Here is a 13,913-nt window from a genome sequence, read left to right on the forward strand (position 1 = left end):
CGGCCGTATCAGTCCCAGACCATGGAGAACGAGTGGCCGACGGTCGTGTACCCGAGGCGGGCGAAGGACGCGGCCATCGGCATGTTGCCGAGGTCGGTCGCGGCGCGGATCCGCGCCACACCGTCCTGCGCGGCCAGCACCCGGGTCCCCTCCGCGAGGAGCTCGTCCACGTATCCCCGGCCGCGCCGGTCGGGCAGCACGCCGATGTAGGCGATGACCGGGTTGTAGTCGTTGCGCGCCGGGATCACGAATCCCACCGGGCCGCCGTCCGGGAGCTCGGCGACGCGCCACCACGCGCGCGGCGTGGTGTAACCCGCCAACTCCTCGTCGTAGTGCTTCTCGGCCGCCTCGCGAGGACCGAGCCCGGAGGCCAGATCCGCCCGGCCGTGGGCGTCGAGGGTGCCCTCCATCACCCGGGCCATCAGGGCGAGCAGGTCCTCCCGCCCGCCCACCGGGCGGAACCGCAGCCGTCCGCCGTCCGGCGGCACCGGCGTACCGGCGCGCCACTCCAGGCGCAGCCGCTCCACCAGCATCCGCGCGCCGGACCGTTCCAGCACCCGGATCCGGGACCCGACGGCCTCGTGGACGACCGGGTCCTCGCGCCAGTCCGGCGGCACGAAACGGAGGTACTCGGGGCGCGGCGCGCCGCCCGGCAGGACCGCCGCCGTCGCCGTCTCCAGCAGCCGCAGTCCCGCCTCCTCGCGTTCCGGTCCGGGCAGGGCGTCGTCCAGGTCGAGGACGTCGAGGAGCAGCGGGACTTCCCCGTCCCGGCTCCACCAGGCGACCCGGGCCACCACGCGCTCGCCGCGCAGCGCCACCCACATCCACTCGGGGCGGCGGCGCCCGCTCGCCAGGTCCTCGTCGAGTTCGTGATCGAGGAGGTAGGACAGACGGCGGAAGAGCCCCAGTTCGTGCGGGCCGGTGAGCGGACGGAGGGTCAGTTCGTGTGACGCGGGGGGCACCAGGTCTCCTCGACGGGATGGCGGGGGAGGGCCGTCCCCGGGACCGGGGCGGCGCGCGGCGGCAGACGTTAGCAACGTCCTCCGGGCGACGCCCCGGAATTTCCGCGCCGGGCCCCACGCGGCCCCGCGCCGGGCCCCACGCGGCCCCGCGCCGGCCCCACGCAGCCCCGCGCGGCCCGGCGCGCCGCGCGCACGGCCCGTACCGGCTGCGGGTCCGGGAGCAGGACTCTTCTGGACACTCCGGGGCGGTCGGACCGACAATTGGCCGCGTGACGTCCCCCTTCGAGTCCCACACGTACTCCGTGCGGCTGTCGGACGCCCAGCGCGACCGTGTTCTGGGCGTGCTCAGAGACGGCGCCGCACAGGGCAAGCTGTCCCACGACACCTTTCTGCGTCGGATGGAACTCGCCCTCGTCGCCCGGAACGCGGAGGAACTGGCCGCCCTCACCGCCGATCTGGAGGGCGAAGGACGCTGGTCGCGACGGATACTCAGGATCGTGGGCGGGGTGTCCGGATTCCCCGGCCGGGTGCGTCGGGTCTGGCAGACCGAACGGCTGCCGAGGCTCCTGCTCCCCGCCCCCAGCCCCTACCCCCTGCTGATCGGCCGCGACCCGGGCAACGGACTGCGGCTCAGCCATGAGACCGTCTCCCGGCTGCACGCCGAACTCACCGCCCGGGACGGCCGCTGGCTCCTCCGCGACCTCGGCTCCACCAACGGCACCTGCGTCAACGGTCAGCGGGTCACCGGCACGGTCCCGGTCCGGGACGGCGACCAGGTCAGCTTCGGGCGGATGAGCTTCCGGCTCTCCGCGCCCGCCCTCGAACCCCCGGCCTGACCGCGCCGCACGGACGCGAGGACTCCGGCCGGCCCCGTCGGCCGGCTGCGTGCCCGGCAGCCGCCCACACGCCCGGCCGGCTCCGGCGGCCCGGCCCGGTCCCACCAGCCGACTGCGCGTCCCGGTCCGATGCCGTCGGCCGGTCGCGTGCCGGTTCGGACCCGTCGGCCGGTTCTCCGGCGGCCCGGCCGGGTCACCCGCTTCCCGGCGCCCTTCCCCGTCCCGCCCGGACCAGCAGCGCCACCGGCCGCTCGGCGAACAGCTCGGCCACCGCGACCGAGGCTCCGGCGAACTTCCGGCCGGGCGTGAGCAGATCCGTCCACGGTCCCTCGTCCGGCAGCACCAGCACCGTGCCATGCCAGCCGCCCGACTCCGCCAGCCGCAACGACAGCCTGGTCACCGCCGTGACCACCTCGCCCGAACGGCAGAACGCCAGACAGTGCGCGGCCGCCGGGCCCCGCGCGCTCAGCGGTGCGTACCCACCGGACCCCCCGAACACCTCGGGCCGCTCGCGGCGCAGCCGCAGCGCCACCGCCGTGAGATCCCCCTTCTCCCCGCCGGGGCCGTCCCCGGGCGGGAGGCGGAACGGCCGCCGGTTGTCCGGATCGACGAGCGCCGTGTACTCCCGTTCCGTGCCCTGGTACAGGTCCGGCACCCCCGGCATCGTCAGATGCACCAGCGCCGCGCCCAGCACATTGGCCCGTGCGTAGGGGGCGAGCGTGCCCGCGAACCGGTCCAGCGCCTCGCGCACCGGACCGCCGTCGGCGGCCGGTCCGGCCGCCACGAAGTCCGTCACCGCCCGCTCGTACCCCGCGTCCGGTTCGGTCCAGCGGGTCGACAGCCCCGCCTCGCGGACGGCCTTGAGCAGCGCCGGTTCCAGCCGCCCGGCCGCCTCCCGGGCGGGCACGTCCGCACACCCCACGGCCGTCTGCCACGCCTGCCAGGCGAACTGCGCGTCGGGCGGCGGCGCGGGAGTGACCCGGGCCAGCTCCACCAGCAGCCACGACCACTGCTCCGGACACTCCGTCAGCACCGCGATCCGGGCCCGCACATCGGCGCTGCGCTTGGTGTCGTGCGTGGTCAGCACCGTGCTCGTGGCGGGCCGGTCGCGGGCCAGACCGGCGCAGTACGCGTGGAACTCCTCCGGGGACACGGCCGGCCGCCCCGGATCGCCGCCCACCTCGTTCGCCGAGACCAGCGTGACGTACCGGTAGAAGGCCGTGTCCTCGATCGACTTGGCGCGCAGCGCGGACGCCGTCTGCGCGAACCGGGCGCAGAACGCGGCCCGGTCCGGCCCGCCGCCCAGCCGCCCCAGCGCCAGCTCCCGCACCACGTCCACGGCCGCCGCCTCCTCCGGCACCGGGAACGCCTCCTTCGCGTCCCGCACGACCGAGTCCGGCAATGTGTCCAGGGCCTCCTGCGGGCAGGGGCCGCCGGCCGTCGCGTACGGGCGGTAGACCGGCATGCGGACCAGCAGCTCGCGCACGGCGGTGTGCAGGGCCCACGGCGCGTGGTCGCGCAGCGCGGGGTCCTCGGCGCAGACCCGCGCGGCGAGCCGGGCCAGCAGTGCGGTCTCGGCGGCCAGCTCATGCGTGACCACCTGGTACGCGGCCCGCCGGGCGGTCGCCCGCCAGGAGCCGCCGAGTTCCGTCGCCGGACCCGCGTACTCCCGGTAGCGCCCGATCAGCTCGGCGGCCCCCATCGGGTCGACGAACAGGCCGTCGATCCGGTGCAGCGCGTCGTACCCGGTGGTGCCCGCGACCGGCCAGCCGGCGGGGAGCCGCTCGTCGCCGGTGAGGATCTTCTCCACGACCGTCCACCGTCCGCCGGCCGCGGCCGAGAGCCGCTCCAGATACCCGCCCGGATCGACGAGCCCGTCCGGGTGATCGACGCGCAGCCCGTCGATCACCCCGTCCCGGACCAGTTCGAGGATCTTGCCGTGCGTGGCGTCGAAGACCTCCGGATCCTCCACCCGCACCCCGATGAGGCCGGAGATGGTGAAGAACCGCCGGTAGTTGAGCTCGGTGCGGGCCAGCCGCCACCAGCAGAGCCGGTAGTGCTGGGCGTCCAGCAGCTCCGGCAGCGGCAGCCGCGCGGTGCCGTCCCGGAGCGGGAACTCCTGCTCGCCGTGGCGCAGCACCTCCCCGTCCACCCGGAACGCGTCCAGCTCGCCGCCGATCCGCCCGGCCAGCACCGGCAGCAGCACCTTCCCACCGCCCGCCTCCCAGTCGATGTCGAACCAGCGCGCGTACGGCGAGCCGGCGCCCTCGCGCAGCACTTCCCACAGCGCGCGGTTGAGACGCGGCACGGCCGCCATGTGGTTGGGCACGATGTCCACGACCAGCCCGAGACCGTGCCGCCGGGCCGTGCGGGACAGCTCCCGCAGCCCCTCCTCGCCGCCGAGCTCGGCGCGCACCCGCCCGTGGTCGACGACGTCGTACCCGTGTCTGGAGCCCGGCACGGCCTCCAGGACGGGGGAGAGATGCAGATGCGACACCCCGAGCGCGGCCAGATACGGCACGGCGTCCGCGGCGGCCGGGAACGGGAAGTCGGGCTGGAGCTGGAGCCGGTAGGTCGCGGTGGGCGTCATGCGCCGTTACGTACCCGGCCCGCGCGCCCATGTGTCACGTAACGGCGCAAAGGGCTCGACCGGCGGTGTCGCGGCCCGCCCCGCGACCCGCCCCGCGCCGGGCGCGCGCCCGGCGGGTGCCCGGCGCGGCGCCCGGTCCGTGCACGCCCCTCGTCGCGTGCCTCCCGCGCCGGGCGCGTGCGCCGTGCGCCGCGGCCGGCGTACGCGGCGGCTACGCCGGCCGCTGGAGCACCGCCATGCTCCGCCCGACCAGCGTCACCCGTTCGCCCGCCGACACCTTCGGCCCGCAGCCCGGCAGCACCCCGGCCGGGCGGGCGGTGTCCACGACCACCATCCACTGCCGCCCGTGGTGCACCGGCACGCGGAACCCCAGCGTCTCCGCGCTCGCGTTGAACATCAGCAGGAACGAGTCGTCGGAGATCCGCTCGCCGCGCGGCCCCGGCTCCGAGATCGCGTGGCCGTTCAGGAAGACCGTCAGCGCCTTGGCGTGCGCGGCCTGCCAGTCCCGCTGCGTCATCTCCCGCCCGTCCGGAGTGAACCACGCGATGTCCGACAGCTCGTCGTGGGTGCCCTCGACCGGGCGGCCGTGGAAGAACCTGCGCCGCCGGAAGACCGGATGGTCGCGCCGGAGCCAGACCATCGCCCGGGTGAACTCCAGCAGGCTGCTGCCCAGCCCGTCGCCCTCGCCCGGGAAGTCCCCGGCCCCGTCGCCCTCCGGCCCGGCCCCGCCGTCCCCGTCGCCGCCCTGCGGGCCGCTGCGCGCGGCGTCGGCCGGGTCGGGCCAGTGCACCCACGACAGCTCGTTGTCCTGGCAGTAGGCGTTGTTGTTGCCGCGCTGGGTGCGCCCGAACTCGTCGCCGTGACTCAGCATCGGCACGCCCTGCGAGACCATCAGCGTGGCGACGAAGTTGCGCATCTGTCGCATCCGCAGCTCCAGGACCTCCGGCTCCTCCGTCTCGCCCTCGACCCCGCAGTTCCAGGACCGGTTGTGGTTCTCGCCGTCCCGGTTGCCCTCGCCGTTCGCCTCGTTGTGCTTGTCGTTGTACGCGACCAGGTCGTGCAGCGTGAACCCGTCGTGGCAGGTCGCGAAGTTGATCGAGGCGAGCGGCCGCCGCCCGTCGTCCTGGTACAGATCGGACGAGCCCGTCAGCCGCCCGGCGAACTCGGCGAGCGTCCGCGGCTCGCCGCGCCACAGGTCCCGCACGGTGTCCCGGTACTTGCCGTTCCACTCGGTCCACAGCGGCGGGAAGTTCCCCACCTGGTAGCCGCCCTCGCCCACGTCCCACGGCTCCGCGATCAGCTTCACCTGGCTGACCACCGGATCCTGCTGCACCAGGTCGAAGAACGACGACAGCCGGTCCACCTCGTGGAACTGCCGGGCCAGCGTCGCCGCCAGATCGAAGCGGAAGCCGTCGACGTGCATCTCCGTGACCCAGTACCGCAGCGAGTCCATGATCAGCTGGAGCACGTGCGGCGACCGCATCAGCAGGGAGTTCCCGGTCCCCGTCGTGTCCATGTAGTAGCGCTGGTCCTCCGCGAGCCGGTAGTACGAGGCGTTGTCCAGACCCCGGAAGGAGAGCGTCGGGCCCAGGTGGTTGCCCTCGGCGGTGTGGTTGTAGACCACGTCGAGGATCACCTCGATGCCCGCCTGGTGCAGCGCCCGGACCGCCTGCTTGAACTCCAGCACCTGTTCGCCCCGGTCGCCCCAGGAGGCGTACGCGTTGTGCGGGGCGAAGAACCCGATCGTGTTGTAGCCCCAGTAATTGGCCAGCCCGGCGTCCGCCAACCGGTGGTCCTGGACGAACTGGTGAATGGGCATCAGTTCGATGGCGGTGACGCCCAGTTCCGTCAGATGGGCGATCACCTCCGGATGGGCCAGCCCCGCGTAGGTCCCCCGCAGCTCCTTCGGCAGACCCGGATGGAGCATCGTCAGACCCTTCACATGGGCCTCGTAGATCACCGTGCGGTGGTAGTCGGTGCGCGGCCGGCGGTCGTCGCCCCAGTCGAAGTACGGGTTCACCACGACCGAGGTCATGGTGTGCGGCGCCGAGTCGAGGTCGTTGCGCGCGTCGGGACGCCCGAACGGATAGCCGTACACCGCCTCGCCCCAGCGGATCTGCCCGGCCACGGCCCTGGCGTACGGGTCCAGCAGCAGCTTCGCCGAGTTGCAGCGGACCCCCCGCTCGGGCTCGTACGGTCCGTGCACCCTGAAGCCGTACCGTTGCCCGGGCATCACCCCGGGCAGATAGGCATGACGGACGAACGCGTCGGTCTCCCTGAGCTCCACCGCCGTCTCGGAACCGTCGTCGTGCAGCAGGCACAACTCGATTCGGTGGGCGGCCTCCGAGAAGACCGCGAAGTTGGTCCCGGCGCCGTCGTACGTGGCTCCGAGGGGATACGCCTGTCCCGGCCAGACCTGCATAGCTTCGACTCTTCCACTTCGGATCCGGGGGCCTGGTACTGATGGGCCGTTTGGGCCAGATATCTCACGAATCCTCCGTATCTTCCTCGAATATGCCCCGAAACAGGTGCGGCTTCCCGGGTCGTGTCCGGCAAATGCCGTCGTTCGCCCGCGGACGGGGCGTGTCGGAAGCCGGGCGGCGCGGTCCGTGCCGGCCCGGTCCGCGCGGCTCGGTCAACATCGGTCCTCCCCGTGTCGCCCGCGGGGAGGGAATGCGGGGCCCCGGAACCGCTCCGGGCCCGGAACGAAGCCCCGGGCGCCCGGTCAATCGCTATGAATCCGCTCACTACGTCCGATCTCGTCCCATGGAACGCGCGGACGCGCCAAGGAAGTTGACGAAAGGAGCCTGCGCATCCGGCTGCACCGGATCCCGCTCGCGGAGTAGTCTTCCTTGATCGTTGGTGGGGGAGTGGAAGGCGGTGCGCGGGTGAGCTCGGAAGGGTTCGAGCTGCCCCCGGGTGACACAGGTCACGAGGGGGAATCCACCGATGCCCCACCAGGGGCGGTCTCGCTTGCCAGGCCCGTGGAGATCGGCGCGGAGCTGGACTGGGGAGCGGACGCCTGGAGCGAGGTGCGCACCCGCGCCCAGCGCGCCGGGCGCGCCTACATCTGGCTGAACCTCGTGGAGCAGCGGCTGCGGGCCGTGGTCGCCGCGGTGCTCCGCCCCATCTACGAGCCGGTGCACGGCGAGGAGTGGGTGGTGGCCGCCGCCGGGCCCGCCGGGCAGGAGTGGGTGCAGCGCGCCGTGGCGGTGCGCGAGGTCTCCCGGCGCAAGGGCTATCTGCTCGACCCGGCCGACGACAACGTGCTCAGCTTTCTGACGCTGCCCCAGCTGCGCGAGCTGATGGTCCAGCACTGGCCGTGCTTCGAGCCCTACTTCGACGACCGCCGCGAGGTCGAGCTGGCGCTCGACGAGCTGGAGGTCGCCCGGAACGTGGTCTCCCGCAACCGTGCGCTCAACGAGGCGGTCCTGGCCCAGGCGGAACGCGCCTCCGCCCGGCTGCTGGAGATCCTGGGCGGCGGCGCCTCGGTGCCGTCGGCCGACCGGCTCCCGGTCGACGCCGTCGAGGAACTGGTCGGCGACCGGTACGCGGACGTGGTCTCCATCCACCCCGACCGGGTGCGGCTCCAGCGCCAGATGCCCGCCGAGGACCTCTTCGGCGGCTCCCGGCGGCTCGACGCGATCGGCATCGGGCTCAATCTGCTGGTGCAGAACTTCTCCGGCCGCCGGCTGGTCCGGCTGGCCGAGTCCGGCTGCCGGGTCCGGCTGCTCTTCATCAACCCGGCGAGCAGCGCGGTCAAGCGGCGGGAGCGGGAGCTCGGCCTCAAGAAGGGCGAGCTGAGCCGTTCGGTGGAGATGAACATCCTTCACATGCGCCGGGTCCGCGCCAAACTCCGCGACCCGGGCGCGTTCGAGATCCATGTCTTCGACGAGACGCCGCGCTTCACGGCCTATCTGGTGGACGGCGACGGGGCGGACGCGGTCGGGGTCGTGCAGCCGTACCTGCGGCGCGCACGCGGCATGGAGTCGCCCGTGCTGGTGCTGCGGGGCGGCGGGCGCGCGGTGGTCCGGTCCGGACAGGACAGCGAGCACGGGCTGTTCGAGACCTACCGCGAGGAGTTCGAGTCGGTGTGGGGGGACTCCCGGCCCGTCTCCTGAGGGGCCGGCCGCCGGTTGTCAGTGGCGCGTGCGAGGGTGGTCACCACATGGGGGAGCATCACGAAGGAGGTACCCGATGAGCTGGCACCGGCAGGCGCTGGTCGGCTTCGACCTGGAGACGACGGGCACGGAGCCGCTGGAGGCCCGGATCGTGACGGCCGCGGTCGTGGGCGTCGAAGGCGGGGATGGGGAGCCGGTGCGGCAGCGCACCTGGCTGGCGGATCCGGGCATCCGGATCCCGGCGCAGGCGTCGGCGATCCACGGCATCAGCAGCGAACGGGCGGCGGCCGAGGGCCGGCCGGTCCGCGAGGTGGCCGACGAGATCGCCGACACGCTCACCGGGTACTGGCGCCAGGGCGTGCCCGTCGTCGCGTACAACGCCGCCTTCGACCTGACCCTGCTCACGGCCGAACTCCACCGGCACGGGCTGCCGTCGCTGAGCGACCGGCTCGACGGGGCCGCGATCGGTCCGGTCGTCGACCCGTACACCATCGACCGGGCCGTCGACCGGTACCGCAGGGGCAAGCGCACCCTCGAAGCCGTCTGCGTCGAGTACGGGGTGGTGCACGGCGGCGCCCACGACGCGGCGGCGGACGCCCTGGCCGCCGTCCGGGTGGCGCGCGCGATAGCCGGGCGACACGCCTCGGTGGCCGGGCTGACCCCCGCCGAACTGCACGAACGCCAGGTGGAGTGGTACGCGCTGTGGGCGGCCGACTTCCAGAGCTTCCTGCGCCGCAAGGGCACCGCGGACGCGGTGGTCGACGGCCACTGGCCGCTGCGGGAGCCGGCCCGGATGGCCGGCTGAGGGAGCGGACCGCGCGCCTCCGGGCCGCCCCGCCCCCGTCGGGCGTCGCGCGGACGACCCCGGCCGGCCGTCAGGCGCGGGCCCCGGCCCCGCCGTCGGAAACGGACCCCGGGCCCGCTGGCCGGCCCTGGTCCCCGGGCCTGCGGCGAGCCACCGGCCCCGGCCGGCGGCCCCTCAGAAGGGATACCACCGCACGGCCGTGTCGCCCTCGCGCAAGGAGGCCACCCTGCGGCGGAACTCCACCAGCGCCTTCGGGTTGGTCGGGGCGTGCTGGGACACCCACGCGCAGCTCGCCGTCTCGCGGGCCCCGCGCAGCACGGCGCAGCCGTCCCAGTCGCGGACGTCCCAGCCGTACGCGTCGGTGAAGGCGTCGTACGCCTCGGCCGCCAGCCCGTACCGGTCCCGGGACAGCGCGAGCACCACCAGGTCGTGCTCCCGCAGATCGGCCGAGAAGGTCTCCAGGTCGATCAGCACCGGCCCGTCGGGGCCGACCTGCACATTGCGGGGGAGGGCGTCGCCGTGGATCGGGCCGGGCGGCAGATGGGGCGCCAGTTCCGCCGCGGCCGCGGCGAATCCGTCACGGCGCTCGCGCAGATAGTCGGCGTCGGCCGGGTCGATCGCGTCGCCCGCGATCCGCAGCCAGCGTTCGACGCCGCCCAGCAGCTCCCGGCGCGGAAGCGTGAACCCGTCGGGGGCGGGCAGCGCGTGGACCTGGACGAGCAGCCGTGCCAGATCCCGCGGCTCGGCCGGGCGCACGGCTTCCGGCAGCCGGTGCCACAGCGTCACCGGGTGCCCCTCCACCAGCCGCGCCCCGGGCTCCGCGGCCCGTACGGCGGGGACCCCGGACGCGGCCAGCCAGCGGGCCACCGCCACCTCGCGCCGGGCCCGGTCCCACAGCTCCGGGCTGCGCACGGCATCCCGTCCGACCTTGACCACCAGATCGTCCACGGCGAACACCGCGTTCTCGCCCAGCGCGAGCAGTTCCGCGCCACCGGCCACACCGGCGGCGTCCAGCACCTCACGCGCACGCATTTCGTCCATGGGCCGATTTTCTCACCCGTACCGTCCGGGCCGGCCGCGGCGTCCCCGGTGCCCCGCACGGCAGACGCCCTCTCCCGCACGGCAGACGCCGCCTCCCCCGGACGGTCGGCCGTCACCCCGTGGCACGCGTCGCGTCGGCCGACGGGCCGTCATCCCGTGACGCACACCGCACGCTCGCCGCCCTCGCGCCGCCGTCACGCGCCATGAAACATCCGTCCGGCCCGCATTCCCTTACCGGGCGGTACGTATTTTTTCGAGCGAGGGCGAAGGGCGCTTCGGCGGCCGTTCGCATACCTCCGCATGCGGCATGTTCCATCGCCGGGTGCCGCCGATTCAGCCATTCATGGGGCTGAATCCGTCTCTTCAGTTCCTTGTGTTCGCGGGGGCGGGTGCGGTAGCGGCGACGCATTCGGCCCTCCGTGGCCTTCCCTCCTCCTTCCTCCGGCCTTTCCGCAGCCGGCCAGGTCGGCGGCGTCCGACGGGTGCGGGGCCGCCGTAAACCGGACGCGCCGCCGCTTTCCCCGGGCGGGTTGCGACACGGGTGCATTCGAGGCGTATTCCGTCCTTTTATTGCGATCCGATGCCATGAAAGGCGTCATTGACAACGCCTTTCACGCTGGGCTTCACTCTTTTCGGCGGTGAGCGGCGCATGAATTCCCGGTGCACGGCGGGGATTGTCGTCGTGAGCCGTCCGAGTAACGCCCCCGGAAATGCAAACGCGAAGCAAAGGTGGAGGTGTTGTCATGAAGTTCCTTTTCTCTCTGAAGAACAAGCTGACGCCCGAGAAGAGCCTGAAGGCGTACGCCTGGTACATCTGGTACTGAGCCGGCGCGTTCAGTCCATCCGCTCGAAGGGCACGGTTCGCCGGGCCCGAGGCGGTCCGTGTCCGGCGAGGCCCCCATGGCGCGCCGGACGCGGGCCGTCTCCCGCTTCTTGGAGGCCACCGATGCACAGGTCCGGTACCGGCAGTCGTGCCCGGGACGTCGTCTTCGCGCCGAGACTGCGGGCGCTGTTACGAGACCACCGGGGGCACGAGGTCTTCCGGCTGGATCCCGGCACCGTCGGCGTCGCGGGGGCCGATCTGGTCGACCGCGTCCTCGCCGCCCGCCCGGCCACCGAGGACGAACGCCCCACGTTCAAACCGCTCCAGGGGCGGTCGATCGCCCGCACCGAGGCGTCGACGGTCATGCGCGCCATCGGCCGGGACGTGCGCACGGCCCTGAAGAAGCCCCTTCCCCAGAAGGTCGACCTCTCCGGCGAATGGCCGCACACCGGCCACGTCTTCCTGCGCGACCTCGTGCTCGGCGCCGACCCGTACCGGCTGCGCGTCCTCATGGACCGCGCGCTGGAGCTGACGCCCAAGCTGACCTGGACGGTCATCGCCGCAGGCGCCGCGCTGCCGGGCCGGCCGCGCCCCGGGGCGCCGGGCACCGCCCTCGCGGGTCTGACCGCCGAGGCCCGGGGCTACGGCGAACGCCGCCACGCGATGGGCCTGTACCGGCGGGCCGCGGCCCCGGTCTGCTTCACCGTCTCGACGCTCGTCGCCAACGCGCTCTGGCTCGGCGCCCCCTTCGCCGACGGCACGCCGAACCGGAACATCCTCTACGAGGCCATGCGGCTGCTGCCGCCCTCCTGGAACATCCTGCGGAGGGCCTCGCCGGAGTACCCCGCCCTCGACTCCCGGATCGGCGCGGCCGACGACCTCCTGATCCTGCCGCTGCTGAGCCATCGCGACCCCGCGCTCTGGGACGCCCCCGACGAGTTCCGCCCCGAACGCTGGGACGAACTCGACCCCGAGGACCACCCCGGGTACCTGCCGTTCGGCCATGTGTCGGAGCGCTGCTGGGGGCGGCACATGGTGATGCCGCTCGCCGAACTGCTCCTCGGCCTGCTGCGCCGCGACGGACTGACGGTGAGTCCGGAGCAGACCTCGGCGGAGGTGGCCCTCACCGGGCTGATGGGCGTCTCCGGCGTCCGGGTCGTCCGGGGCTGAGCGCGCGGCCCGGGAGGGCGTCCGCACCCTCGGGGGCGGCCGGGGCGGGACGGCGGCGAGGGTTCCGCGGGCGGGGGCGCAATCAAGCCGAGTCCTCGCCCGCGCACCCGGCCCCCAGCGCGCCTTCCCGGCCCGCGAGGCGTTCCCGCCACCGGGGCGAGGAGGTGGGCGGACCCGTGCCGACGGGCCCATCTTGCGGCGAATGAGCCCGACTTGAACATGCCTGGCCGAATTCTTATTACAGAAGTTTGTTGAGTAAGTCACAACCGCAAGCAGGTCTTGATCTGAGCGCGTCAATCGGCGAGGGTTTCGAGCCAGCCCCCGGAGATCTTCCGGCCGAGGGCCATTCCCCCCACAAAGAATGACGAGGAGACCCCTCTTCATGACCGTTCACAAGCGCGCACGCCGGATCAAGCTCACCGCCGCGATAACCGCGGTGGCCGCGGCCGCCGGAATCACCCTGCTGAACACGCCCGTCGCCGGAGCGGCCTCCGCTCCCGCGACGGGCGTCGTCTACGGCGCCGACGCGGCGACCGCCGTCCAGGGCAGCTACATCGTGATGCTGGACCACAAGGCCGACAAGTCGAAGCTCGCCAAGAAGTACGGCGGCAAGCTGGAGCGCAACTACCGCTCCGCCGTCAACGGCTTCTCCGCCAGCGGTCTTTCGCTCACCGAGGCCAAGCGCCTGGCGGCCGACCCGGCCGTCTCCAAGGTGGTCCAGAACAAGAAGTTCCACATCGACGCCACCCAGCAGAACCCGCCTTCCTGGGGGCTCGACCGGATCGACCAGACCGAGACGGAAGGCGACAACGCCTACACCTACCCGGACAGCGCGGGCGAGGGCGTCACCGCGTACGTCATCGACACCGGTGTCCGCACCACGCACGAGGAGTTCGAGGGCCGCGCCAGCTCCGGCTACGACGCGGTGGACGACGACGACAGCGCGGACGACGGCAACGGCCACGGCACGCACGTGGCCGGCACCATCGCCGGTGCCACCTACGGCGTCGCCAAGAAGGCGAAGATCGTGGCCGTCCGGGTCCTCGACGACTCCGGCTCGGGCACCACCGAGCAGGTCGTCGCGGGCATCGACTGGGTCACCGAACACCACGAGGGCCCCTCGGTCGCCAACATGAGCCTCGGCGGCGGCGCGGACGAGGCCCTCGACGCCGCGGTCCAGAAGGCCATCGCCTCCGGGGTCACCTTCGCGGTGGCCGCGGGCAATGACTCCTCCGACGCGAGCCGGACATCGCCGGCGCGCGTCCCGGAGGCGATCACCGTCGCCTCGTCCACGGTCGACGACGAGCAGTCGTACTTCTCCAACTACGGCTCCATCGTGGACATCTACGCGCCCGGCTCGGACATCACCTCGGCCTGGAACGACAGCGACGACGGCTCCAACACCATCTCCGGCACCTCCATGGCGACCCCGCACGTCGTCGGCGCCGCCGCCGTCTACCTCTCCGGACACCCGGACGCCACCCCGGACGAGGTCGCCACGGCCCTGACCGAGGGCGCCACCCCCGACGCGATCTCCAACGCGACCCAGGGCACGCCCAACCGGC

10 protein-coding genes are annotated in these 13,913 nt (G+C 73.3%); 6 read left to right on the forward strand and 4 right to left on the reverse strand.

Annotation, left to right across the window (positions count from 1 at the left end; translation table 11 throughout):
• Positions 1-8 precede the first annotated feature (8 nt).
• Positions 9-962 (reverse strand): GNAT family N-acetyltransferase, encoded by a 954-nt coding sequence (locus WA762_RS26120; RefSeq protein ID WP_335938840.1) that lies wholly within the window; start codon positions 960-962, stop codon positions 9-11.
• Between the two features lie 269 nt (positions 963-1,231).
• Between WA762_RS26120 and WA762_RS26125 the strand changes: the two genes are divergently transcribed.
• Positions 1,232-1,798 carry a DUF1707 and FHA domain-containing protein gene (locus WA762_RS26125; RefSeq protein ID WP_335938841.1) on the forward strand — a complete coding sequence of 189 codons (567 nt, stop codon included), beginning with the start codon at positions 1,232-1,234 and terminating at the stop codon, positions 1,796-1,798.
• Positions 1,799-1,991: 193 nt separating this feature from the next.
• Here WA762_RS26125 and treY read toward each other — a convergent pair whose 3' ends face one another.
• Positions 1,992-4,388 (reverse strand): malto-oligosyltrehalose synthase, encoded by a 2,397-nt coding sequence (gene treY, locus WA762_RS26130; RefSeq protein WP_335938842.1) that lies wholly within the window; start codon positions 4,386-4,388, stop codon positions 1,992-1,994.
• Positions 4,389-4,599: 211 nt separating this feature from the next.
• The gene (gene glgX, locus WA762_RS26135) at positions 4,600-6,810 is read right to left on the reverse strand and encodes a glycogen debranching protein GlgX (RefSeq protein WP_335938843.1); all 2,211 of its coding nucleotides are present in this window, start codon (positions 6,808-6,810) and stop codon (positions 4,600-4,602) included.
• Positions 6,811-7,276: 466 nt separating this feature from the next.
• Between glgX and WA762_RS26140 the strand changes: the two genes are divergently transcribed.
• Positions 7,277-8,509, forward strand: a complete 1,233-nt coding sequence (locus WA762_RS26140; protein ID WP_335938845.1) for an SAV2148 family HEPN domain-containing protein — start codon at positions 7,277-7,279, stop codon at positions 8,507-8,509.
• A gap of 76 nt (positions 8,510-8,585) precedes the next feature.
• On the forward strand, positions 8,586-9,314 hold the full coding sequence (locus tag WA762_RS26145; protein WP_335938847.1) for a 3'-5' exonuclease: 729 nt from the start codon (positions 8,586-8,588) through the stop codon (positions 9,312-9,314).
• 174 nt (positions 9,315-9,488) lie between these two features.
• Here WA762_RS26145 and WA762_RS26150 read toward each other — a convergent pair whose 3' ends face one another.
• Positions 9,489-10,355: a phosphotransferase enzyme family protein gene (locus WA762_RS26150; RefSeq protein ID WP_335938849.1), complete on the reverse strand. Its 867-nt coding sequence runs from the start codon at positions 10,353-10,355 to the stop codon at positions 9,489-9,491.
• A 743-nt stretch (positions 10,356-11,098) separates the two neighbouring features.
• Here WA762_RS26150 and WA762_RS35760 point away from each other — a divergent pair.
• From WA762_RS35760 to WA762_RS26160, 3 genes are all read left to right on the forward strand, one after another.
• Entirely contained in the window at positions 11,099-11,179 is an 81-nt protein-coding gene (locus WA762_RS35760; protein WP_443080677.1) for a tryptorubin family RiPP precursor, read from the forward strand.
• Positions 11,180-11,301: 122 nt separating this feature from the next.
• Complete coding sequence (locus WA762_RS26155) at positions 11,302-12,348, forward strand: cytochrome P450 (protein WP_335938851.1); 1,047 nt, start codon at positions 11,302-11,304, stop codon at positions 12,346-12,348.
• Positions 12,349-12,730: 382 nt separating this feature from the next.
• Positions 12,731-13,913, forward strand: a 1,183-nt coding sequence (locus WA762_RS26160) for a S8 family peptidase (RefSeq protein WP_335938852.1), incomplete at its 3' end; no start/stop codon positions are given.

The organism is Streptomyces tyrfis (assembly GCF_037034285.1).
Lineage (GTDB): Bacteria > Actinomycetota > Actinomycetes > Streptomycetales > Streptomycetaceae > Streptomyces.